The following is a 23,002-nucleotide window of genomic DNA, read 5'->3' as shown; positions in this document are numbered from 1 at the left end:
CTTACTCCTCGTCCATGCGGCTGCGCGGTGGCGGGGCACCGAACAGCGCGCCACCGGGGTTGCGGCGTACATCATCCGACAAGCTGCGCAGGCCCGAGATCGCGCCTTGCAGCTCGTCCAGGGTCTCCAGCAGTTTCGACTCACTGACATCCATCCCACGATCAAGGCGTTCGACCATCGAATCCATGCGCTCGACCAGGCCCGCGACATCGGCGGCCTCGGCCGTACGGCGCAGCTCCTGGATCGCCTTGCGAGTCTCGGTCGGAAGTGCCTGCGTGTCCGGGTGGTCGACCAGGTTCTCGACCGACTGCATCACCCGATCGGCCGTGCGCATGGTCTGCTCGAGTTCCGAGATCAGATCATCTGCGCGCTGGTTCAGCCCACCGGTGTCCAGACTGGATACGGTGTCGTCAACGGTCACCAGCAAAGAGTTCAGGTTCTCGATCACGCCCTCGATGTCCAGTCCGTCGATGCGCATAAGCAGATTCTCGGCGTACTCCATGAACTGCACGGCGATACTCGGGGACGACGGGATGTAGATCGACCGTGGTTCCCAGTCGTGCTCTAGCGGTGGGTGTTCTTCCGGATCGGAGAAATCCGCCTCCAGATAGTTCATGCCCGTGATGCCCTGTGCCGCGATGCGCACACGCAATCCTGCATCCACCAGGTTTTTCAGGACTTCCGACTCAAAATCCTGCTCGCGGGCACTGGCCGCGAAGCGGTCTGGCCAGAGTCGGGCCTCGACCATCACATAGCGTTTGCGCTCGCGCGGATCCACGTCTCGCTGGTATTCCACCGAGGTAAAGCCCAGATTGGTGATCTCGCCAATCGTCACTCCGCGGAACTTCACCGGCGCACCGATCTCCAGCCCCTGCACGGAGGAATCCACGTAGGTCTCGATCGGGATCGATGCGCGAAAGATATTGCCTGCGGTCATGATGATCAGCGCGGTCACCAGCGCCACCAGGCCACCGACGATGAACAATCCCAGGCGAAAATGTTGTCGGGCACTCATGTAGATCTCTCTTCGGAGTCGGCCGAATCGGCCCGCTGCAGGAACCGCTTTACCCACGGGTGATCGGATGTGTCACGCAGAGTCGCCGGGTTCCCTTCGGCAACGATGCCCTTGCTTTCCTTGTCGAGCATAATGACCCGGTCGGCAATCGCAAAAATACTGGCCAGCTCGTGGCTGACGATCACGATGGTCATGTCCAGGCTGCGGGCCAGCCGCAGAATCAACTGGTCGAGCTCCGCCGAGGTGATCGGATCCAGCCCGGCTGAAGGTTCGTCCAGGAACAGCACTTCCGGGTCCAGCACCATCGCACGCGCGATCGCCGCACGCTTCTGCATGCCACCACTGATCTCCGAGGGCATGAAGTCCGCGAACTCGCCCAGCCCGACTAGCTGCAGTCGCGCCTTGGCGATTGCGTCCATCGCCTCGCGTGGCAGGTCGGTATGGACCTCCAACGGCAGCCGGACGTTCTCCAATAGTGTCATGGAGCCAAACAGCGCCCCCATCTGGTACATCACGCCCACCCGGCGCAGGATCGCCTCGCGCTCTTGGCCATCGGCCGTGGTGATGTCGGCACCGGCCACCCAGATGTTTCCCTTCTGTGGCGTGTACAGTCCGATCATGTGCTTGAGCAGCGTACTCTTGCCGCTCCCGGAGCCGCCGAGGATCACGAAGATCTCGCCGCGCTGGACGTCAAAGTCGAGGTCCCTCATCAGCACAAAATCACCGAACCCCATGGTGAGGTCGCGCACCCTGATGACCGGCTCTGCGTTCGCCACCCGTCAGACCCCCATGTGATAGAACAGGACGGCGAACAGGCCGTCGAACACCACAATCAGGATGATCGACGTCACCACCGCGCTGGTGGTGGAGATCCCTACGGCAGCCGCCCCGCTCGCCGTTTGCAGCCCGCGCAGGCAGCCCACACCCGCGATCAGCAGGCCGAAGATCAAGGCCTTGAACAGCCCCGAGAAGAGATCCGACAGGCTGAGTGCGACGGTCACCTGATTGAAGAACGCCGTCCAGGGGATCCCGAATCCCTGCATCACCACCGCAGCGCCCAGCAGGCCGATCATGTTCGCGTACAGCGCAAGCAACGGCGCGACCAGAATGCCGGCGAGCACCTTGGGCAACACCAGAAAACGAACCGGGTCGAGCCCCATCGTCTTCAGGGCGTTAACCTCCTCGTTCACCTTCATCGTGCCGATCTCGGCGGCGAACGCCGCCCCGGAGCGCCCGGCCAGCAGTATCGCCATCATCAACGGCCCCAGCTCGCGGAACAGCGAAACCGCCACCAGATTGGCGACGAAGATCTCGCCACCAAACTGCCGCATCGCGATCGCGGACTGGAATGCCAGGATCACGCCCAGCAGGAAGGCAATCAGGGAGACGATGGGCAGCGCCTGGAATCCGGCCGCCTCGGCGACCCGGAAGGTATCGCCCCAGCGAACCTGGCGGGGATGCACCAGCGCCGAACCCAGGGCCCGTGTCAGTTCGCCAATGAACCCGACCTGCGAATAGGCCGCCTGCCCGACTCGGGACACCGCCTCCAGCGACTGGGCCCACAGTCCCCCACGTGTTTCGTGACGTGCCGGTTCAACGGTTTCCAGCTCTCGGTACGGGGTTAGCTGCTCCTCCACCAGGCCCTGGACACCCACCAGCTCCACCTTGCGACCCGCCCGCTCGATATCGCGCTCCAGGGCATGGAGTAACGCGGCCCCGGCGCCATCGCAATACTCGAGGTCACCGACATCCAGCGTCACCGCAGCCTGCGCACCATCGGCCAGTTCGCGGGCGCGGCGGCGCAGAGGCGACCAGACCCGCTCCACTGCATGCACGTCCAGCCGACCCGCCAGATGCAGGCGGGCATCCGGCGAGGCTGTGGCATCATAGCGAAACGTCTGGCCCGAATCGGCGGCCTGCTTGTCCATACTGTCGCTCGTGGGGCAATTGCGGCCATGGTAGCCGCAAACTCACCCGGCACGCGAAGCGGGGCTTAAATCTCTCCCACGCATCACGCTGATCGGTCTGCGTCTTTTTCGCCCGACACCATCCACCACGAGGAGCCCAATGCCCGCGGCCAACGAAGCTCTCCACCAGGTCGAGAACGCGCTGAACGACATCCTGCTGGGCAAACCCGATCGGGTCCGGCTGGCGTTGACCTGCCTGCTCGCCAACGGCCACCTGCTGATCGAAGACCAGCCAGGCGTTGGCAAGACGACCCTCGCACACGCGCTGGCCGCAGCGATGAACCTCGATTACCGCCGCGTGCAGTTCACCAGCGATCTCCTGCCCGGCGATGTCCTCGGGGTGTCCGTGTTCGAGCAGAGCTCCGGCGAGTTCCGCTTTCACCCCGGGCCGATCTTTACTCAGGTCCTGCTGGCCGACGAGATCAATCGCGCACCCCCCAAGACCCAGAGCGCGCTGCTCGAGGCGATGGAAGAGCGCCAGGCCAGTGTGGAGGGCGCGACCCGTCCCCTGCCCGAGCCGTTCTTCGTAATCGCCACGCAGAACCCGGAAGAACAGGTCGGCACGCATCCCCTGCCGGAATCCCAGATGGACCGCTTCCTGATGCGCATCGAACTGGGCTATCCCGATGTCCGCGCCGAGCGCGCGTTGCTCGAACGCGGCGGTGGCGCGGCGGCACCCGTTGCCCATCCTGCCCCGAGCGCGATCGTCACACCCGAGGACCTGCAGGGCTGGCAGTCCCGAATTAACCAGGTGCATGCCGAGCCAGTGGTGCTGGACTATCTGCAGGACCTGATACAGGCGAGCCGCGACCGCGCACGCTTTGCCCACGGGCTCTCGCCCCGCGCCGGGCTGGGCCTGCTGCGCGCCGCACGGGCCCATGCCTTTCTCGATGGGCGCGACTACGTCACTCCGGATGACCTGGCGGACGTCCTGCCGGCCGTGTCCGGCCATCGGATCCGAGCCCGCGAACCGGACACCCCCGCACGCACGGTGGAACGGCTGTTGGAATGCGTGCCGGTTCGTTAGCCCTGCACAAGCGCTTCCGATCGCAAGGGCAACGCCTGCGTGAAGGCGTGATCCGCTGGATCACGCGGCGCCACCGCGACGATGGCTCGGACGCGACGCTTGGCCGCGACCGCATCTACATTCTGCCGACCCGGGCCGGTTACACCCTCCTGGCGATCCTCGGGGTGATGCTGCTGGGGGCGATCAACTACTCCAACAACATGGCGTTCCTGCTGACTTTTCTCCTGGTCGGGATCGGCCATAACGCCATCTGGTATACCCATCGCAACCTGCTCGGGCTCAAGGTGTCGGCGCTGCCCACCACACCGGTGTTCGCCGAACAGCCGTTGTCCGTCGCCCTGCGCCTGGAGGATACGCGCGGCCGCGACCGGGAAGCCCTGCACCTGAGCATTGGCGAATACACGAGCGTGCCCGTTGCAGTACCGGCCCGCGGGCAGCAAGTCGCCAGCCTGCCCCTCCCGCCGCTCGGCCGCGGAGTCTACCGGCTACCCCGCCAACACCTGTGCACCCAGTATCCGCTCGGCATCCTGAATGCCTGGAGCTGGCTTGGGTTGGCCGCCGAAATCCTTGTGTACCCGCAACCCGTGGACCCGGGCACCGCCCATACCGGTCTCGGAGACGAGGCCGGCCCCCAGCGGCGTCAGGAAGCCTCCACACCCGATCACATCCGCCCGTACCGCCCCGGAGACCCGCCCGGCCGGATCCTGTGGAAGGCCCTGGCCCGCACCGGCAAGCTGCACATCCGCGAAACGGTCGCAGGAGGCCATGACACGCTCTGGATCGACTGGTCCTCCATGCCAGCCAGCGACACCGAGACGCGCCTCTCCATGCTCTGCCACCAGATCCTGGCCGCCGAGGCCGAAGGCCGCGCCTGGGGGCTGCGCCTGCCCGACCAGATCCTCCCGCCCGGACAAGGCCCGGCGCAGCGGGAGCGGGGTCTTCGCGCCCTCGCCGAATTCCGCTTCGAGCCGATCCCCTTGCCGATCCCAGAAACTCCCAGGAGAACGAAGGAGTGAACCGCGCAGGCCAGCACCGATCACCGGAACTACGAGGCCTGGAACTCGCCCTCCTGGCCCTGCCGGTGGCCGCGCTCCCGCATGCCTGGCACCAGCCACCATGGGTGACGTTGCTCGTGGCGGCCGCCATCCTGCTGCGGACCTGGCTCCATCTGCGCGACCGCAAGCCGCCCGCCCTTGGTTTGATGGCTCTTCTGGCCGCGTTCGCGGGGGCAATGACCTTTCTGCAGTACGGGACCCTGTTCGGGCAGGAGGCGGGTACCGCGCTACTGCTGGTCATGATGGCCCTCAAACTGCTTGAGACCCGTAACCGGCGGGATATCGTGATCGGCCTGTTCCTTGGCTACTTCGTGGTCGTCACGACCTATTTCTTCGATCAGTCGCTGCTGATCGCCGCCTGGTCCCTGCTGTCCGCCTGGCTGCTGACCGCCGCCCTGGTCCAGGTACACGCCGGACGCACCCTCGAACGGTGGCGCCTGGCGAAGCAGTCCGGCTGGATGATCGTCCATGCCCTCCCGTTCATGCTGATCCTGTTCCTCGCCTTCCCGCGCGTTCAGGGACCACTCTGGGGCGATCCGCAGCGTGACGAGGTGGCCACCACGGCCCTCTCGGGCGAGCTGAATCCCGGCGACATCGCGGAACTCCTGCAAGACCAAACCACCGCGATGCGCGTCCAGTTCCACGACACCGTGCCACCGCCCCCAGCCCAGTACTGGCGTGCACTGGTCATGACGGACTTTGACGGGCGGCGCTGGCAGGCCGAAGGCGGCCAGTCCAGCATCGAGGTCCCGGAAGCCGACGACCCGGACAACGTGGTGGCCTATACCGCCACGCTGGAACCCACCCGTGTGCGTTACCTGCCGGTGCTCGACTATCCCGTTTCGCTGCCGGATAACGCCGAGTACCGCGACAACCATCAGGTGATACGCGATCGACGCATCGTGAACCGCATCCAGTACGACGCCGAGGCCGACCTGTCGCGCCCACCGGGTGGCGAGGAAGCCCTAAGCAGCTCCGCCCGTGAACGCGCCCTTGAACTCCCACCCAGCGCAGCCCCTCGCTCCCGTGCCGAGGTCGCCCTCTGGCGCGCCACGCATGGCGATGATGACCGCGCGATCATCCAGGCCGCCCTGGATCGCTTCGCCGCCGCCCCCTATCGCTATACCCTGCAGCCCCCCACCCTCGCGGGGGATGTCACCGACCAGTTCCTGTTCGAAACCCAGGCCGGTTACTGCGAACACTATGCCTCCGCGTTCGCCGTGCTGATGCGCTCGGCGGGGATCCCGACCCGCGTGGTCACGGGCTACCAGGGCGGGGAATGGATGCAGCGGGGCGAATATCTGCGCCTGCGAAACGCCGACGCGCATGCCTGGAACGAGGTATGGCTGGATGGCGAGGGCTGGATTCGCGTCGACCCCACCGCGGCGATCGCTCCGGAGCGCATCGAGGCCGGTATTGGCGGCCTGACCGGTGGCGAGGGCGAATCCGTGCCCGATTTCCTGCGCCGTGACGGGCTGGGCTGGGTGCAACAGCTTCGGTTTGGGTTCGAAGACTGGCGCGATTTCGCCCGGTTCCGCTGGGAGAGCTGGGTGCTGGCATTCGATCCCGAGCGCCAGCGCGAGCTCTTCGCGCGTTTCGGGCTCGACGCAACGGACTGGCGCGACATCGTCACGGCACTGGGCGCGGGGTTTGGGCTGCTGGCGGTCGCGGCTCTGGCCTGGGCCGGCTGGCGCCGACCTCGTCGTCCCCTCGACGCAGCAGATCGACTCCTGCATCGCCTGTCCCGTCGCATCGAACGCCAACAGACGGGACTCGGCCGCCACGCACACGAGCCCGTCGTCACCTGGACCCGACGGATCAAGGCTGCACGGCCCGATCTCGCGCCCATCGTCGATGCCTTCGCCGAGCACTACAACCTGGCCCGCTTCGCGCCCGCGCGGCCCGACGACCGGGCCGGACATCTGATGGCCCTGCGCCGCCTGGCTGCATCCGACCTTCGGAAGCCACCCGTCGGCCAGCCTGCACCGCGGACGACATAGGATGCGCCAATGGAAAAGGCCCGGCCGGATTCAGCACCCGGTCGGGCCTTCAGGTCTTGCGCAGCGGCGCCGGGAGCCCCGGGCCGCTGGGTCGTCCGGCCGCTATCAGGCCGCGTCGTTACGGAAGATGAAGTGGTGCCGCGCGCCGCGGCGCTCATCCTGACGACGAGCGACCTTCTGCACTTCCGGACGGTTGGCAAACTGCGCCAGCGTAATGCCGTCGAGGAAGTCGTACAGCTGCTGGCTCAGGTCATCCCACAGCTCGTGCGTCAGGCAGCGTTCGCCATGCTGGCAGTCCTTGTGACCCTTGCAACGGGTCACGTCGACTGATTCATCGACTGCCGTGATGATGTTGGCAATGCTGATCTGGTCCGCACGCTTGGCCAGGCGGTAACCGCCGCCGGGCCCCCGCACGCCTTCCACTAGGTCAGCCTTGCGCAGCTTTGCAAACAGTTGTTCCAGATAGGACAACGAGATGCCCTGGCACTGCGAGATGTCGGCCAGGGTCACCGGTCCGACCCGATCATGGATCGCGAGATCCATCATGGCGGTCACCGCGTAGCGGCCCTTGGTTGAGAGTTTCATGTCTTAAAGCCTCCGAGAAACCGTGATCGTGCGTGTCGAGGTCGACATCCATTCACAGATTCGAATCCGTTCACCTTTCCTGACAATCATAGTCAGGAATAATTCCCTTTTTACCTGACAGTTGTTGTCAGGAATAATTCCCTGATTGTATCAGGCGATTGCCGCGAATTCACGTACGCCAAACGCAGGTTATTGTGAGAGCCGTCTGATGCTGACGGAGTTCCCTCGGAAATTGTTAGAAAATTAGGGATTTCTGGATCACGCCGAACGCGAGCCGCGCTGGGCCGCCGGACGTGTGCTAAACCGGAAGGATACGACCGGTTTCGTAATCCGGGCCGTTCAGGATCACGACGAGGGTCCCCACCGGGAGGCGAGGAAACAGTTCGATGACCTCGTCGTTGCGCATACGTACGCACCCTACGGAGGCCGGCTGGCCGATCCGCCCCTCTTCATCCGTACCGTGGATGTAGATGTAGCGGTGGTAGGAATCGATGCTGCCCCCACGATTGAGGCCAGGCTCCAGGCCCTCGAGCCAGAGGATGCGCGAGGTGATGTTGTCGCGCTGGCTGCGCTCGCCTTCGCCGGTCAGGATCTCGGCAATCTCGCCAGTGTTCGCGCGCGCCCGGAACACCGTGCCGCGCTCGGCACCATCGCCGAAGCGCTCGGCAATGCGATGCAGCCCCAGCGGCGTCTTGTACGTGCCATCCTGGTTCCCGATGCCTCGCTCGGAGGTCGAGACATCGAAGATTTCCGTGACCTTGCCGTCTTCCCAGACGTACAGGCGCTGCTGGTCCACGCGTACCACCACCGCCGGCAAACCTTCGCCGCTTCCCGCCTGCGCCCGCGCCGCTTCCACGACCGGTTCGATCCACTGCAAACTCGGCAAGGTCACTACTCTCTCGTCACTTCTTGTTGGCCAGATCCAGCACCTCGCCCGCCACGGGCGTATTCACCAGTCCTTCGCCCCGCAGCGAGGCCAGATACTCGAGGTAATCAGGGGGCAATCCAGTCACGTACTCGCCGGTAAACACGGAGCAGTCGAAGGTCTCGATGTTTCGGTTCCCCCGCCGCACGGCCTTTTGCAGATCTTCCAGGTCCTGGTAGATCAGGCGGTCGGCGGCGATCGCCTCGCATACTTCCTGTTCGTCTCTGCCATGGGCAATGAGTTCATGCGCCGCGGGCATATCAATCCCGTAGACATTCGGATAACGCACCGGGGGCGCGGCGGAGGCGAAGTAGACCTTCCTGGCCCCGGCCTCGCGGGCCATCATGACGATCTCGCGCGAGGTGGTTCCGCGCACGATCGAGTCGTCCACCAGCATCACGTTCTTGCCCCGAAACTCCAGCGAAATCGCGTTGAGCTTCTGGCGTACCGATTTCCGCCGCTTCGTCTGGCCCGGCATGATGAACGTGCGGCCGATGTAGCGGTTCTTGATGAACCCCTCGCGATACTTGATGTTCAGTTCGTGCGCCATCTCCAGCGCCACGGTGCGGCCGGTATCAGGGATCGGCACGATCACGTCAATGTCATGATCCGGCCAGATGCGGCGGATCTTCTCGCCCAGCGCGGTGCCCATGCGCATGCGCGCGCGGTGCACAAACACGTTGTCGATCACCGAATCGGGCCGGGCAAAGTACACATGCTCGAAAATGCAGGGGTTGAGCTGGGTGTCCTCGGCGCAGACGCGCGTCGAGACCTCGCCCTCGGGGGTAATGAACACGGCCTCGCCGGGCGCCAGGTCGCGTTCCAGCTCGAAGCCCTGGGACTCCAGCGCGGCGCTCTCGGAGGCAACCATCCATTCTCGCCCGCCCTCCTCGGCTTCACGCGAGCCATAGACGATCGGACGGATACCGTTCGGGTCGCGAAAGGCCAACAGGCCGCGCCCGGCGATCATCGCGACCACGCCGTAAGCGCCCTTGGCGCGCTCGTGCACGCGTTCGACTGCGTTAAAAACGGAGTCGGCGGTCAGGCCGTTATCCAGATAGCGCAGGAGCTCCTGCGCGAAGACGTTCAGCAGAATCTCGGAGTCGGAATCCGTGTTGATATGCCGACGATCGGTCGCAAACAGGGCCTGTTTCAGTTCGCGGGCATTGGTCAGGTTGCCGTTATGTCCCAGCGTAATACCGAACGGGGAGTTCACGTAGAACGGCTGGGCCTCGGCAGAACTGGAGCTCCCGGCGGTCGGATAGCGCACATGACCAATGCCCATGTTGCCGATCAGCCCCTGCATGTGCTGGTCGTTGAATACATCCCGCACCAGGCCGTTGTCCTTGCGCAGGTGCAACCGACCCTCGTCGTCGCAGGTCACGATCCCGGCGGCATCCTGCCCGCGGTGCTGCAACACCAGCAAGGCATCATAAAGCGGCTGATTCACCGGGCCACGCCCGACGATTCCGACTACTCCACACATACGGCTCAGGGCTCCATCAAGGCGATCGACTAGAGATCTTCGGCGGGGGGTTCGGGTTGTGGTGCCGGCGCATCATCGGCAGGGGCATCCGGAGGCGGTTCTACAGGATCGGAGGCCAGCAGCTCACCAATCTGTTCCTGCCAGCCCTCCGGCAATTGCGCGATCATCCAGTCGACCAGACGCTCGAACTCGGGGATCAGGCGGCTGTTTTCCCACCAGCCCTCCTCGGGCATCAAGGTCAGGGACGCAGCGAAAACCAGCACGGCGACCAGTACCACCCCGCGCAGCAGACCAAAGATTACGCCGAGCGAGCGGTCGGTACCCGTCAGGCCACTCCCGCGTACGAGACGATTGGCCAGCACTCCGAGAATGCCGCCCACAATGAGGACCCCGATGAAGATCAGCGCGAACCCCACGCCCAAGCGCAAAGTGGCATCCGACAGCGCCTGCGGCAGGACTTCGGCAACCTCGGCGGCATGTCGAATACCCAGCCAGATGCCCACAATCCAGGTCGCGAGCGAGAACGACTCGCGCACGAAGCCACGAAACAGACTGATAAGCCCCGAGACAACGATCAGGGCAACAATGACCAGGTCGATCCAGTTCACGCGCGGCGGACTTCGGGTGCGAAAAGGCTGCGTAGTGTACCGCAGCGAATCGCAATTCGCAGGCGCTCGCCCGCGCTTGTGGAATGCCCGGGCCTCACGGGAAGGTCACCACGATGCCGGTAATATCGAGCTCGTCCTTCAGCTGCTCGCCCAGCTTCTGGGCCTCGTCGCGCTGCGCCACCGGTCCAACCTTGACTCGATAGATGCTGCGCCCCTCAGCCTCCGACTCGTCGATGAACGCCGGCAAGCCGGCCTCGCGCAAGCGCGCCTCCTCCTCGCGCGCATTGTCTCCGTCCCGATAGCTGCCCACCTGGACAGCCCAGCCGGCCTCGATCGCCCTGGACTCCGGAGCGGCTTCCACTGGTTCGGGGATCGGCCCATTGTCCTTGTCAGCTGCGGTCTCGCGACCCTCCTCGCCGTTCTCCAGCGCATGCAGGTCAGCAATTCGGCTCTCCCCTTCCCCCTCACGCTCGGGTCGCGGAGGCGTTGCCTCGCGTTCGGAAGGAAGCGCGATATCGGGTGCGGCGAAGGTCGGGGCATCGGGGACCGGGTCATCGATACCACTCATGTGTTCATAGCCCGCGCCATCAAACAGCCACGGGAGAAAGATCACGGCGATCACGATCAGGATCACCGCGCCTGTGAGGCGAAAGCGAATGGGATTATCGGTGGTCATGCCATGTTCGCATTGGGGTCCCGTGCGTCGGGTCTTCCCAGCGACCTTACGCCGCACGCGCCCGCCCGGGCAAGGCGAATGATCCGCTTCAGCCTCGCCATGTCACACTCCCTCCGCTACCGCTGAGTCCGGGAGTGACTCTCTCAAGGCCGCAGCAGCCAGCTTCGGTGCCTGTTCAAGGACCGCAGCCACCGTGTGAAACGAGCCGAATACGACGCAACGACCCTGTGAACCTGCCGATTCGGCGGCCTGTTTCAAGGCCTGCTGGATATCGCCAGCCGGACGGACCCCGGACTGCCCCACCTGTTCCAGCTCCCCGGCCAGATCGGAGGCAGGAAGGGCCCGAGGGAGATCGAGCGGTACCGGAATCCAGATATCGATTAGCCCATCCAGGTCGCGCCACATGGCACTGCGATCCTTGTCGGCCATCACCGCCACCAGCGCAACGGTCGGGCCTGCCGACGGGTTCTCGCGCAGCCAGCGGGCGAGCTCGGCGACGGCCTGGGCGTTGTGCGCCACATCCAGCAGCCAATCGGGCGGGCCATTCAGGCGCTGCAGACGGCCCGGCGGGCGCACCTTCAGAGCCCGCTCCATTGTGGCCGCACTCAGCCCGGCGTCCATGCCAAGCGACTCGACCACCGCCAGCGCGGTGGCGGTATTTGCCAGCGCCGCACCACTCAGCCCACGCGCCAGCGGGACATTCCACTCGACCTGGGCCCCATTCCAGCGCCAGACGAGCCGCTCCTGTTCAACCAGCAGGTCGAAATCGCGGCCCAGGCGGACGGTACGACACGCAAGCGCCTGGGCATGGTCCAGCACACTCTGGGGAGGCGACAACTCGCCGAGCACCACGGGGCGCCCCGCACGCATGATGCCGGCCTTCTCGTGCCCGATCACCTCGCGCGAATCACCGAGCCAGGCCTGGTGGTCGAGATCGACGGCGGTAACTGCCGCCACATCCGCATCCCAGATGTTCACAGCATCCAGCCGTCCACCAAGCCCGACCTCCAGCACCTGCACGTCGACCCGAGCCTCACGGAAGAGCCAGGCCGCAGCCAGGGCTGCAAACTCGAAATAGGTCAGCGAATCGTGACCCCGAGCCTGGTCGATCGCCTCGAATGCCCGGCACAGGTCTGCGTCCGAAGCCGGGCGGCCGTTCAAGCGGATACGTTCGTTGTACTGGAGCAAATGAGGAGAGGTGAAAAGCCCGACATTCAGGCCCTGGGCCTGCAACAGCGCTGCCGTGCGCGTGGTGACCGTGCCCTTGCCGTTGGTCCCCGCGACAATGACCGTACGGGGCGTCCCTGGACCACGCAGCCCCAGCCGATCGGCGACCAGGGCGATGCGCTCCAGGGTGAGGTCCATCCCCACCGGGTGCAATCGCTCCTGGAAGGCCAGCCATTCAGCCAGTGTGGCGTAGCGCACGGATGGAGTCAGGTAGAGCGCGGGGCATCCGTCGATTCGCCGGTGTCCTCCGCACGAATCACTTCCACCTCCGGCTCTTCTTCCTCGACCGGAGGCGCCTCGGGGGCCGGGGCCGGCCCGTGCGTCAGCATGCCGAGCACAGAGGCCAGACGACGGCGCATCTCGCCGCGTTCAATGATCATGTCGACCGCACCGTGCTCGAGCAGGAACTCGGACCGCTGAAAGCCCTCCGGCAACGTCTCGCGGACGGTCTGCTGGATCACGCGCGGACCGGCAAAACCGATCAGGGCGTTGGGTTCGGCGACGTTGATATCGCCGAGCATCGCGAGGCTCGCGGAGACGCCGCCCATGGTGGGGTCGGTCATCACCGAGACGAACGGGATACGTTCCTCGCGCATCCGCGCCAGCACCGCGCTGGTCTTGGACATCTGCAGCAGCGAGAACAAGGCCTCCTGCATCCGCGCCCCGCCAGACGCACTGAAGCAGACCAGCGGAATGCGCTGCTCCAGAGAACGGTTGGCACCGCGGACAAAGCGCTCGCCCACCGCAGAACCCATGGACCCGCCCATGAAGCGGAAATCAAAAGCGGAGGCCACCAGCGGGCGCCCCATCAGCTGGCCCTGCATGACGACCAGCGCGTCGCGTTCGCCGGTCGACTTCTGCGCGGCGACCAGACGGTCCTTGTATTTCTTGGAATCGCGGAACTTCAGGACGTCGGAAGATTCGATCTCAGCGGCGATTTCCTCGCGCCCCTCCTGATCGAGGAAGGTCTCCAGACGACGCCGCGCGCTCATGCGCCGGTGATGCCCGCATTTCGGGCAGACATCGAGATTGCGTTCCACCTCGGGGCGGTACAGCGTGGCGTCGCAGCCCTCGCAGCGCACCCACAGCCCCTCGGGCACGCCCCGCTTGCTGCTGTTGTCGGTACGGATGCGCGAAGGCATCAGTTTTTCAAACCAGCTCATCCTGAATCCCTTAGTCCTGCGAGCGCCGCATTCTACTACACCGACGCCTCGACGCCGGACGCGCGCACGCGGTCCATCTCCACGCGCATCCCCGCGACGACCTCGGACGCGGCATGAGCGAAACCGACCGGGTCACCGTCAAATTCCTCGGCGAGACGCACGATCGCGCTGCCCACGACCACGGCATCGGCCACGCGCGCGACCTGCCCGGCCGTCTCGGCGTCGCGAATTCCAAAACCCACACCCAGCGGGAGATTCGTATGCTGGCGAATGGCCTCAAGGCGCTCGGCCAGCGCGGAGGTATCCAGCGTCTGCGAACCAGTCACGCCCTTGAGCGACACGTAGTAGATGAACCCCCGCCCCGCGCGCGATACATGGGCAATGCGTTCGTCCGAGGTCGTGGGCGCCACCAGGAAGATCGGCGCGATCTGCGCGTTTTCCAGCAGCCCCGCGACGTCGTCGCATTCCTCGGGCGGCAGGTCCACCGTCAGCAGGCCGTCCAGCCCCGCCTCACGGGCCTTTTCGGCAAAAGTCTCGTAACCCATCCGCTCGACCGGGTTCAGATAGCCCATCAGCACCACCGGCGTCTCGGGATCGGTCTTGCGAAACTCGGCGACCATGCCCAGCACATCCCGCAGGCTCGTGCCGTAGCGCAGCGCCCGCTCGCAGGCCTTCTGGATCACCGGCCCATCCGCCATCGGGTCGGAGAACGGAACCCCCAGCTCGATCAGGTCCGCACCGGCCTTCACCAGCGCATGCATCAGCGGCACGGTGGCGGCCGGCTCCGGGTCTCCCGCGGTCACATAGGGCACCAGCGCAGCGCGGTTCTCCGACCGCAGCTTGGCAAAACGTTGCTCGATGCGAGTCATAGCGTGATTCCTTCGCGTTCCGCCACGGTGTTGAGGTCCTTGTCACCCCGGCCCGACAGGTTGACGATGATGCTCTGGTCCGGGCGCATGGTCGGGGCGAGCTCCAGGACATGCGCGATGGCGTGGGAGGTCTCGAGTGCCGGGATGATGCCCTCGGTACGGGTGAGCCGATGAAAGCCCTCCAGCGCCTGGTCGTCGGTCACGGCGACATAGCGCGCACGGCCCGTATCCTTCAGCCAGGCGTGCTCAGGTCCGACGCCCGGATAATCGAGCCCGGCGGAGACCGAGTGCGTCCCGACGATCTGCCCATGCTCGTCCTCCATCAGGTAGGTGCGGTTGCCATGCAGCACGCCCGGCTGCCCCGCGCAGAGCGGAGCCGAATGCCGGCCGGACTCGATGCCCGCGCCCGCGGCCTCGACGCCGATCATTTCCACGGACTCGTCATCCAGAAACGGATGGAACAGGCCGATGGCGTTGGAGCCCCCACCTACGCAGGCCACCAGGGCATCCGGCAGCTTGCCGGTCATCTCCAGGTGCTGCTCCCGCGCCTCACGGCCAATCACGGCCTGAAAGTCCCGCACCATGGCCGGATACGGATGCGGACCCGCGACGGTACCGATGATGTAGAAGGTGTCGTCGACATTGGTGACCCAGTCGCGCATCGCCTCGTTCAAGGCGTCCTTCAGCGTGCGCGTGCCCGATTTCACCGCGACTACCTCGGCCCCTAACAGACGCATACGGAAAACGTTCGGAGTCTGGCGGCGCGTGTCCTCCTCGCCCATATAGATCACGCATTCCAGCCCCAGGCGCGCGGCCACGGTCGCGGTGGCCACGCCATGCTGGCCGGCACCGGTCTCCGCGATGATGCGGGTTTTGCCCAGGCGCTTGGCCAGCAGGGCCTGACCGATGGTGTTGTTTACCTTGTGCGCGCCGGTGTGGTTCAGGTCTTCGCGCTTGAAGTACACCTGCGCCCCGCCCAGCTCCTTCGACAGGCGCTCGGCGTGGTAAAGCGGATTGGGCCGCCCGACGAACTGCTTCAGATCATGGTCCAGCTCTGCCATGAAATCGGCATCGCCCATGTACTGCTCGTACGCCTTTTGCAGCTCGTCCAGCGCACCCATCAGCGTCTCGGACACAAAGCGCCCGCCATAGGGCCCGAAATGCCCGCGGGCATCCGGGAACGCCGCCCAGTCGATCTTGCTCATTCGTTCACCTCGCATTGGCGCACGGCCTTCACAAAGGCCTCCATGCGCCGTGCATCCTTGATCCCCGGGCCACTCTCGACCCCGGAGCTTACGTCGACCCCGTACGGGCGCAGGTGTTCCAGCGCCTCGCGTACCGAATCCTCGTCCAGCCCCCCGGCCAGCAGCCAGGGCCGGTCCAGCCCATCGGGCACCGTGTCCCAGTCGAACCGGTGGCCGGAACCGCCACTACGTCCGGCTCCATGGCTGTCCAGCAGAAAGCCCTGCGCCTGGGGGTGGGCGTCCATCACCGGCCGCGGATCACCCGTCTCGTTCATCGACACCGCTTTGAGATAGGGGTACCCGAAACGCGCACATTCCGTTGCCGATTCATGACCGTGGAACTGCAGGCAGTCCAGGCGCACCCCGGAAAGGATCTCCTCGACGCGCGCCGGCTCCGGATCCACGAACAGCCCCACCGTCGTCACGAAGGGCGGCAGCGCCGCAGCGATCTCCGCCGCCTGGTCGGGCTCGACATAACGGCGGCTGGGCGGATGAAACACCAGGCCAATCGCGTCGGCCCCGGCACGCGCCGCGGCCACCGCCTGCTCCGGCGTCGTGATCCCGCAAATCTTTACCCGATAGCGCATCCCGCTCCGGCCTCATTCATCAAGCGCCAAAGCCTACCAGAACCGCGGCCCGCGACCCCTTTCCCGCAATCAGATCGCCCCATTGCCGGGGATCCCTTCCAGCATCGGCCCCTCGGCACTGGGGAGAGCGAACTCGGGCGGATAGTCGACGTGCACGAAATAAAGCCCGCCGGCCGGCGCCGTGATCCCCGAGACGCGCCGGTCGCGAGCCGCAAGAATCCGTGCAGCCCAGCCCGGCTCTTCGCGCCCGTCGCCGATCGCCAGAAGAACCCCGGCGATGTTGCGCACCATGTGATGCAGGAAGGCATTGGCATGGATATCCAGAATCACATACGAACCCCGCCGCTGGACCGCAATCAAGTGCACCTCCCGGATCGGCGACTTGGCCTGGCACCCGGCGGCGCGCAAGCTGGAAAAGTCGTGTTCGCCCACGAAGACCTGCGCCGCGTCGTGCATCCGCGCGGCATCCAGCGGACGGCGCCACCAGGCCACCCGCCCCGCTTCCAGTGCAGGCCGCACCGCTCGATTCGCGATCACATAGCGATAGCGGCGACCGAATGCCTTGAAACGCGCATGAAAGTCTTCAGCGACCGGCTCGGCCCAGCGCAGGGCAATCCCGTCCGGTAGGCGACTGTTTACCCCCAGCACCCAGGAATGCCGCTCCCGCACCGCCGAAGTGTCAAAGTGCGCCACTTGAGCGGTCGCATGCACACCCGCGTCCGTGCGCCCCGCGCAGCTGAGCTCGATCCCGTGATTGGCCACGAAACTCAGCGCCGCTTCCAGATGCCCCTGCACGCTGGGGCCGTCTTTCTGACGCTGCCAGCCCAGCAGCCCACGCCCGTCGTACTCGACCCCCAACGCCCAGCGCTGACAAACCGCTCCAGGCACCCGGTCTGCATCACGCATTGCCGAAGTCGTATTTGTCATCACCCGATCACCACCACCAGGCGATCCAGCCACCTGCAACCGCCACTGTCCACAACCACACCACGGCCCCCGCGCCCTCTTTCCGAACCTCGTCCATGTCCTGGTGGGACTCGCGAGCCCCTGGCGCTGGCACCTCCCCACTCAAGGCCCGATCCAGCCGAGCAATCAGCCAGTCGCGCGCCGCCTGCAGTCGTTCCCGCCATCCACCCCGGAGTTGCTCACGTTCGCGCTCGGTATTAACCCGATCCGACTCGAACAGCGCCAGAGCCAGAAAAAGCCGCTGCGCGAAGCGCGCGCCCCACGCGCCAAAGCAACCACGAGGACCCGCCAACAAGGTCGACAGCGCCCAGACCAGCTCGCCGCGCGAGAAACGCTCCGTCAGCCAGACCACCAGCACCACCACCAGCGCCAACGCCCCGATCCGCCAGGCGGCCTCGCTCAGGCCGGCCAGCACCGAATCCCCGCCTGCTTCGACTGGCCATACGCCGAAGAACACCAGCAACGAGAGATAAAACCATTTCAGTCGCCAGAGCAGGCGCCCGCATCGCCGCCAGGCGAACGGCCCGACCCATACCAACCCGACCGCGCCAACCAGCACTGCCAGCACCACGGCCGGCTTCGCGGTCGCCAGCACCACCGACACCAGCAAAACGGCCGGGAGCGCCCACAGGGACGCCGACCCGGCCGTTTCTTGTTGCCTATCGAAACCCTGCCGCATCATCGCGACAGGATACTCTTCACAAGACAGATGTACGGCTCAGGAGCCGTCCAATTGCTGACGAATCGCCTCCGCCTGCGCCTTCTGGTCGTCCGACCCGGTGGCCACAATCTCGTCGATCAGTTCACGCGCGCCCTCGTCATCGCCCATGTCCGCATAGGCCTGCGCCAGGCTCAACCGTGTCTCATTGTCTTCGTCCGCCCCGATGGGCGCAGAGGCATCGCCCTCCACCGGCAAGTCCTCTTCCTGGCCGGCAGCCGGCAAATCGTCGGCTCCCAAATCCAATGCCGGGATGTCACTCCCAGCCGCGTCGCCCCGGGTCTCTTCATCCAGGTTCGGCAGATCGCTGTCGTCGATATCGAATGACAAGTCGTTCAGGTCATCGCTGCGCGCTTCGTCCGTTTCCGAAGACGTCTTCTCCGCTGGCGTCGAAGCCCCTTCATCGAAGGTCTCGTCGAAATCAAAGGCCAGCCCGGAATCGGTCTCTTCTTGTGGCTCGGCGGTGTCCCCGAGATCTTCGGTTTCGGATTCCACATCCGGGAGATCCAGGCCGGAGAAGTCGATTTCGTTCGGCGCTTCGCCGTCACCCGCCGCCTGCGGCTCCACCGCAGCACCCAGACCTCCGACACCCGCCGGAGCGCCCGCAGGTCCAGCGCTGTCATCACTGGCGCCACCGATACGCGATTCCAGCTCCGCCAGATGATTGCGGGTTTCAACATCGTCCGCCGGCAGGCGTTCGCGCAGGGCGGATGCCGCCTCGCGGGCGCCCTCTTCGTCGCCCAGCGCCACGCGCGCCTCGACCAGCTTCAGACGATACTGGGAATTATCCGGATCGCGCTCGATGGCCTGGGTCAGCGTCTCTTCGGCCTGATCATTCATCCCGTAGGCCAGGCAGACATCCACTTCCGCCAGCACGTCGTCCACCGAAGCATCGCCACTGGAGCTCACCACGACAGGCTCACTCACCGACTCCTCCGGCTCGTCCGACTGCTCGCGATCATCGTCCTTGCCCGCGACCGCTCCGGCCGCCAGGCCCGCTGCGGCCCCTCCGGCTACGGCTGCTGCACCGGCGCCGCTCGATCCCACGCCCGCACCTTCGATCTCACGCGCTTCGTAGCCGACGGGATCCGCGGCCGCGGCCCGCACACCGCTGTTGTCCGCCCGCGCCGGCATGCCGGCGGTACGCTCTTCAACCACCACCTCGCGCCGACCACCGCGCGCAAAGGCCAACAGCACCAGCAGCAGCAGGATCACCAGTGCAATCGCCATCATCAGCAGCAGCGGATCGTTCATGATCCGCTCGTGCAGCGGCGCATTGCGTTCGGCATCGGCCCGATCGAGCCGTGCCATCAGTTCATTGCGTTCCGCCCGCAGCTGGCTCAGCTGCTCCTCCAGCTCAGCCATATTCTCGCTCGAAAGCTCCGCAAGACGGCCTCGCTCACCCAGTTCCTCGCGCAGTTCTGTAATCTGATCGCGCATCCCCTCCATCTCGGCGCGCTGGGACAGCATGGCTTCCTGGAGCAGATCGGGGGACTCGGCCGCGGCAGCCGCGCCTTCATCCGTCTCCGGCAGGAGTTCTGTCACAATCTCCAGGCGGTCGTCAGCCGCGGCCGCTTCATCGTCCTCGTCCGTAGCGGCCACGGCGTCATCCGCGGCGGCCTCGTCGTCCTCGGACACCGCCTCATCGTCCTCCGCTACCGTCTCATCCTCTTCCGGGACCGCTTCGACTTCCGTCTCGACTTCCGCTGCTTCTTCAGGCTCGGGTTCTTCGCGGGCTGCCGTCACCGTTCCGTCGCGCCAAGCCTGAACCTGCCGCTGCACTTCCTGCCGCGCCTCGGCCGCACTGCGCGACTCAAGCTCCGAACGCGACGGGACGGTCAGTTCGGCACCCGCGCGCAGGCTGTTGATGTTCTGGTCAGAAAACGCGTCGGGGTTGGCCTCCAGGAACGCCACCATCGCCTGATCCGCCATACCGGCCAGACCCGCGCGCTCCACGATGCGATAGAGGGTATCGCCGCTACGCACGGTATAGGCCTCGCCTTCGCGCGGCATCGGCGTGTCTTGTCGACGCGGTGCCCCCCGAGCGGTGTCACGCGGGACCGGAGCGGCCGCTCCGGAAGGCATGGTGTCCGGCGGATCGAGCAACAGGGAGACTTCGCGCATCGAGCGCCCACCATCCCAGCGGGCCTTGAGGAGGATGCCCACATAGGGCTCGCGCACCGGCTGACGCGTGGTCAGTACCACCCGACGATCGGACCCCTCACCCTGAACCTGGATGTTCAGGTCACCAGGCACACTGCCGCGGCTCATGCCTGCGCGCCGGTATTCGTTTTCCGAAGCCTGGCGCACCTGCAGCGAATCACTGGCTGCGGCACCCCCTCGCAGCGGAATCTCCGCCCGCAAGGTCTGGTTCAGATGGGATTGCAGGTTGACCTCACCGAAACTCACCGAATTCGATGATGCCGGTGCAACCAGCAGCAAGAGCAGTAGCCCGAGTAGTAACTTGCGCACGAATCCCCCCTGAATGTGCCGCGCGGCCTGTCATCGCCTGGGGCCATCTTCCTGGCCCCAGCGCCCCCTGGCCGCGTGTTGCCGGGTATGAATTTTCCCGGACTTTTACCGGATTAAATCACAGGTAATCCCGGATCAAAACCTCGGCAATCTGGATTGTGTTCAACGCGGCCCCCTTGCGCACGTTGTCGGACACCACCCAGAGGTCCAGCCCGCGGGGATGCGAGATGTCCTCGCGGATGCGTCCGACGAACACCGCATCCTTGCCGGAACCCTCGGTCACGGCGGTCGGATAGCCCCCGTCCTCGTGCTTGTCCAGCACCGTCACGCCGGGTGCGGCGGACAGGATCTCGCGCGCTTTCTCGGCACTGATCTTCTCGCGGGTCTCGATGTGCAGGGCCTCGGAATGGCCGTAGAACACCGGGATGCGCACGGCGGTCGGGTTCACCAGGATGGACTCGTCACCCATGATCTTCCGGGTCTCCCAGACCATCTTCATCTCTTCCTTGGTGTAGCCATTGTCCTGGAAGACGTCGATGTGCGGGAGCGCGTTGAACGCGATCTGCTTGGGATAGACATTGCACTCCACCGGGCGGCCGTTCAGCAGCGCCGCCGTCTGGTGGGCCAGTTCCTCGATCGCATCCTTGCCGGTGCCGGAGACGGCCTGGTAGGTGGCGACGTTGATGCGCTCGACGCCGACCGCGTCATGCAGCGGCTTCAGCGCCACCAGCATCTGGATGGTGGAGCAGTTCGGGTTCGCGATGATCCCGTGCTTCTTGTAGCCGGCGACGGCCTCGGGATTGACCTCCGGCACCACCAGCGGGATCTCCGGGTCGTAGCGAAACTGCGAAGTGTTGTCGATCACCACGCAGCCGGCCGCGGCCGCCTTCGGGGCGTACTCCGCGGACACCGAGGCCCCCGGCGAGAACAGCCCGATCTGCACGGTGGAGAAATCGAAGGTGGCCAGATCCTCCACCTCCAGCTCGCGGCGGCCGAAGGCGACCGTCTTGCCGACCGAGCGCGAACTGGCCAGCGCATGCACACGGCCCAGCGGCAGGTCGCGCTCTGCCAGGATGGAGAGCAGGGTCTCGCCGACGGCGCCGGTTGCGCCCACCACGGCCACGTCAAACTTGCGGTCACTCATCGTTCATTCCCGGTTTAAGTTCTAACTGCAAAATATTGATCCGTTGAAACATTCGTAGGATGCGTTGAGCGCAGCGAAACGCATCATTGGCTACAACGCCTAGCCCTCCAGCGCAGCCACCAGGGCATCACCCATCCCCTGGGTGCCCACCAGCGTCATGCCCTCACCAAAGATGTCCGGCGTGCGCAGCCCCTGATCCAGCACCCGCCCCACAGCCTGCTCGATGCGCTCGGCCAGGTCATTACGATTCAGGCTGTGGCGCAAGAGCATCGCGACCGACAGCACGGTCGCCATCGGATTGGCCTTGCCCTGCCCCGCGATATCCGGCGCGGAGCCGTGGATCGGCTCGTACAGACCGACCCCCTCGCTGTTCAGCGAAGCCGAGGGCAGCATCCCGATGGACCCGGTCAGCATGGCCGCGGCATCGGACAGGATGTCGCCGAACATGTTGCCAGTCACCATCACGTCGAACTGCTTGGGGTCACGCACCAGCTGCATGGCCGCGTTGTCCACATACATGTGAGACAGCTCGACCTCGGGGAATTCCTTCCCGACGCGCTCGACCACCTCGCGCCACAGCTCCGAGACCTCGAGCACATTGGCCTTGTCCACCGAGCACAGGCGCTTGCCGCGCTTCATCGCGGACTCGAAACCAACCCGCGCGATGCGTTCGATCTCCGATTCGCTGTAGGCGGCGGTATTGAAGCCATAGCGCTCGCCATTGCGCTCCTCGATCCCGCGCGGCTGGCCGAAGTAAATCCCGCCGGTCAGTTCGCGCACGATCAGGATATCCAGCCCGCTGACGACCTCCGGCTTCAGCGTGGAGGCCGAGGCCAGCTGCGGATACAGGATCGCCGGCCGCAGGTTCGCGAACAGGCCCAGATCCGAACGAATACCCAGGAGTCCGCGCTCGGGGCGCAGGTCGCGTTCCAGCGACTCGTACTGCGGGCCGCCGACCGCGCCGAGCAGGATCGCGTCGGCGCGGCGCGCCGCCTCGCGGGTGGCCTCCGGATACGGGTGACCTGCCGCATCGTGCGCCGCGCCCCCGATCAGCCCCTGCTCGATCTCCAGATCCAGGCCGCCGATCTCGCCCACACGCTCCAGCACCTTCAGCGCCTCGGCCACGATCTCGGGCCCGATCCCGTCCCCGGGCAATACCAGAATTCGGCTCACAAACCTCTCCTAACCAACTGTTAGCTTTTACTTGTACGATTCCAATAGCACCGTCATTGCGAGGCCCCGCAAGGGGCCGTGGCAACCTCCGGACG

21 protein-coding genes are annotated in these 23,002 nt (G+C 65.5%); 3 read left to right on the top strand and 18 right to left on the bottom strand.

Annotated elements, in window-relative coordinates; translation table 11 throughout:
* Position 1: 1 nt before the first annotated feature.
* Genes C936_RS0110180 through C936_RS0110170 form a run of 3 tightly spaced genes read right to left on the bottom strand, consistent with a single transcriptional unit; the run spans position 2 to position 2,943 of the window.
* Positions 2–1,015: an MlaD family protein gene (locus tag C936_RS0110180; protein ID WP_018174239.1), complete on the bottom strand. Its 1,014-nt coding sequence runs from the start codon at positions 1,013–1,015 to the stop codon at positions 2–4.
* Entirely contained in the window at positions 1,012–1,791 is a 780-nt protein-coding gene (locus C936_RS0110175) for an ABC transporter ATP-binding protein (RefSeq protein WP_018649476.1), read from the bottom strand. Before C936_RS0110175 ends, C936_RS0110180 begins: the two co-directional genes overlap by 4 nt.
* A gap of 3 nt (positions 1,792–1,794) precedes the next feature.
* Complete coding sequence (locus C936_RS0110170) at positions 1,795–2,943, bottom strand: ABC transporter permease (RefSeq protein ID WP_018649475.1); 1,149 nt, start codon at positions 2,941–2,943, stop codon at positions 1,795–1,797.
* A gap of 139 nt (positions 2,944–3,082) precedes the next feature.
* Here C936_RS0110170 and C936_RS0110165 point away from each other — a divergent pair, with 139 nt between their 5' ends.
* From C936_RS0110165 to C936_RS0110155, 3 genes are read left to right on the top strand one after another with little or no spacing between them, the layout of a single operon-like run.
* Positions 3,083–4,009: a MoxR family ATPase gene (locus C936_RS0110165; protein WP_018649474.1), complete on the top strand. Its 927-nt coding sequence runs from the start codon at positions 3,083–3,085 to the stop codon at positions 4,007–4,009.
* Positions 3,991–5,025, top strand: a complete 1,035-nt coding sequence (locus C936_RS0110160) for a DUF58 domain-containing protein (protein ID WP_018649473.1) — start codon at positions 3,991–3,993, stop codon at positions 5,023–5,025. Before C936_RS0110165 ends, C936_RS0110160 begins: the two co-directional genes overlap by 19 nt.
* Positions 5,022–7,064, top strand: coding sequence for a DUF3488 and transglutaminase-like domain-containing protein (locus C936_RS0110155; RefSeq protein WP_018174234.1), 2,043 nt, complete (start codon positions 5,022–5,024; stop codon positions 7,062–7,064). Before C936_RS0110160 ends, C936_RS0110155 begins: the two co-directional genes overlap by 4 nt.
* Positions 7,065–7,169: 105 nt before the next feature.
* On the opposite strand, the gene iscR is transcribed toward C936_RS0110155, so the two are convergent.
* From iscR to leuB, 15 genes are all read right to left on the bottom strand, one after another.
* On the bottom strand, positions 7,170–7,649 hold the full coding sequence (gene iscR, locus C936_RS0110150) for a Fe-S cluster assembly transcriptional regulator IscR (RefSeq protein WP_018139357.1): 480 nt from the start codon (positions 7,647–7,649) through the stop codon (positions 7,170–7,172).
* A 298-nt stretch (positions 7,650–7,947) separates the two neighbouring features.
* Positions 7,948–8,541, bottom strand: a complete 594-nt coding sequence (locus C936_RS0110145; RefSeq protein WP_018139356.1) for a L,D-transpeptidase — start codon at positions 8,539–8,541, stop codon at positions 7,948–7,950.
* Positions 8,542–8,551: 10 nt separating this feature from the next.
* A complete protein-coding gene (gene purF / locus C936_RS0110140; protein ID WP_018139355.1) occupies positions 8,552–10,060 on the bottom strand; it encodes an amidophosphoribosyltransferase in 1,509 nt (502 codons plus the stop codon).
* Between the two features lie 29 nt (positions 10,061–10,089).
* On the bottom strand, positions 10,090–10,668 hold the full coding sequence (locus C936_RS0110135; protein ID WP_018139354.1) for a CvpA family protein: 579 nt from the start codon (positions 10,666–10,668) through the stop codon (positions 10,090–10,092).
* A 94-nt stretch (positions 10,669–10,762) separates the two neighbouring features.
* Positions 10,763–11,344, bottom strand: a complete 582-nt coding sequence (locus C936_RS0110130) for an SPOR domain-containing protein (protein WP_018139353.1) — start codon at positions 11,342–11,344, stop codon at positions 10,763–10,765.
* A gap of 102 nt (positions 11,345–11,446) precedes the next feature.
* The gene (locus tag C936_RS0110125) at positions 11,447–12,769 is read right to left on the bottom strand and encodes a folylpolyglutamate synthase/dihydrofolate synthase family protein (RefSeq protein WP_018174233.1); all 1,323 of its coding nucleotides are present in this window, start codon (positions 12,767–12,769) and stop codon (positions 11,447–11,449) included.
* An 8-nt stretch (positions 12,770–12,777) separates the two neighbouring features.
* Positions 12,778–13,734: an acetyl-CoA carboxylase, carboxyltransferase subunit beta gene (accD, locus tag C936_RS0110120; RefSeq protein WP_018174232.1), complete on the bottom strand. Its 957-nt coding sequence runs from the start codon at positions 13,732–13,734 to the stop codon at positions 12,778–12,780.
* Between the two features lie 35 nt (positions 13,735–13,769).
* A complete protein-coding gene (trpA, locus tag C936_RS0110115; RefSeq protein ID WP_018139350.1) occupies positions 13,770–14,603 on the bottom strand; it encodes a tryptophan synthase subunit alpha in 834 nt (277 codons plus the stop codon).
* The gene (gene trpB, locus C936_RS0110110; protein WP_018139349.1) at positions 14,600–15,808 is read right to left on the bottom strand and encodes a tryptophan synthase subunit beta; all 1,209 of its coding nucleotides are present in this window, start codon (positions 15,806–15,808) and stop codon (positions 14,600–14,602) included. Before trpB ends, trpA begins: the two co-directional genes overlap by 4 nt.
* Complete coding sequence (locus tag C936_RS0110105) at positions 15,805–16,434, bottom strand: phosphoribosylanthranilate isomerase (RefSeq protein WP_018139348.1); 630 nt, start codon at positions 16,432–16,434, stop codon at positions 15,805–15,807. The genes trpB and C936_RS0110105 overlap by 4 nt, the downstream gene beginning before the upstream one ends.
* Before the next feature lie 69 nt (positions 16,435–16,503).
* Entirely contained in the window at positions 16,504–17,292 is a 789-nt protein-coding gene (gene truA, locus C936_RS0110100; RefSeq protein WP_018139347.1) for a tRNA pseudouridine(38-40) synthase TruA, read from the bottom strand.
* Between the two features lie 76 nt (positions 17,293–17,368).
* Positions 17,369–18,082, bottom strand: a complete 714-nt coding sequence (locus C936_RS0110095) for a hypothetical protein (protein WP_018139346.1) — start codon at positions 18,080–18,082, stop codon at positions 17,369–17,371.
* Positions 18,083–18,118: 36 nt separating this feature from the next.
* A complete protein-coding gene (locus C936_RS0110090; protein WP_018174231.1) occupies positions 18,119–20,527 on the bottom strand; it encodes a FimV/HubP family polar landmark protein in 2,409 nt (802 codons plus the stop codon).
* Between the two features lie 181 nt (positions 20,528–20,708).
* Complete coding sequence (locus C936_RS0110085; RefSeq protein ID WP_018174230.1) at positions 20,709–21,734, bottom strand: aspartate-semialdehyde dehydrogenase; 1,026 nt, start codon at positions 21,732–21,734, stop codon at positions 20,709–20,711.
* A gap of 99 nt (positions 21,735–21,833) precedes the next feature.
* Entirely contained in the window at positions 21,834–22,907 is a 1,074-nt protein-coding gene (leuB, locus tag C936_RS0110080; RefSeq protein ID WP_018875312.1) for a 3-isopropylmalate dehydrogenase, read from the bottom strand.
* Between the last annotated feature and the right edge of the window lie 95 nt (positions 22,908–23,002).

It is taken from the genome of Thioalkalivibrio sp. ALJ4, from assembly GCF_000377225.1.
Taxonomy (GTDB): Bacteria; Pseudomonadota; Gammaproteobacteria; order Ectothiorhodospirales; family Ectothiorhodospiraceae; genus Thioalkalivibrio.
This window is presented reverse-complemented; position numbering and strand designations above follow the sequence as displayed.

Coding starts and splice junctions, on each gene's coding strand:
- C936_RS0110095 (WP_018139346.1), bottom strand. CDS start 18,082: ATGATGCGGCAGGGTTTCGATAGGCAACAAGAAACGGCCGGGTCGGCG.
- C936_RS0110105 (WP_018139348.1), bottom strand. CDS start 16,434: ATGCGCTATCGGGTAAAGATTTGCGGGATCACGACGCCGGAGCAGGCG.
- C936_RS0110165 (WP_018649474.1), top strand. CDS start 3,083: ATGCCCGCGGCCAACGAAGCTCTCCACCAGGTCGAGAACGCGCTGAAC.
- accD (WP_018174232.1), bottom strand. CDS start 13,734: ATGAGCTGGTTTGAAAAACTGATGCCTTCGCGCATCCGTACCGACAAC.
- purF (WP_018139355.1), bottom strand. CDS start 10,060: ATGTGTGGAGTAGTCGGAATCGTCGGGCGTGGCCCGGTGAATCAGCCG.
- iscR (WP_018139357.1), bottom strand. CDS start 7,649: ATGAAACTCTCAACCAAGGGCCGCTACGCGGTGACCGCCATGATGGAT.
- C936_RS0110130 (WP_018139353.1), bottom strand. CDS start 11,344: ATGACCACCGATAATCCCATTCGCTTTCGCCTCACAGGCGCGGTGATC.
- C936_RS0110160 (WP_018649473.1), top strand. CDS start 3,991: ATGCGTGCCGGTTCGTTAGCCCTGCACAAGCGCTTCCGATCGCAAGGG.
- C936_RS0110170 (WP_018649475.1), bottom strand. CDS start 2,943: ATGGACAAGCAGGCCGCCGATTCGGGCCAGACGTTTCGCTATGATGCC.
- trpA (WP_018139350.1), bottom strand. CDS start 14,603: ATGACTCGCATCGAGCAACGTTTTGCCAAGCTGCGGTCGGAGAACCGC.
- C936_RS0110180 (WP_018174239.1), bottom strand. CDS start 1,015: ATGAGTGCCCGACAACATTTTCGCCTGGGATTGTTCATCGTCGGTGGC.
- C936_RS0110085 (WP_018174230.1), bottom strand. CDS start 21,734: ATGAGTGACCGCAAGTTTGACGTGGCCGTGGTGGGCGCAACCGGCGCC.
- trpB (WP_018139349.1), bottom strand. CDS start 15,808: ATGAGCAAGATCGACTGGGCGGCGTTCCCGGATGCCCGCGGGCATTTC.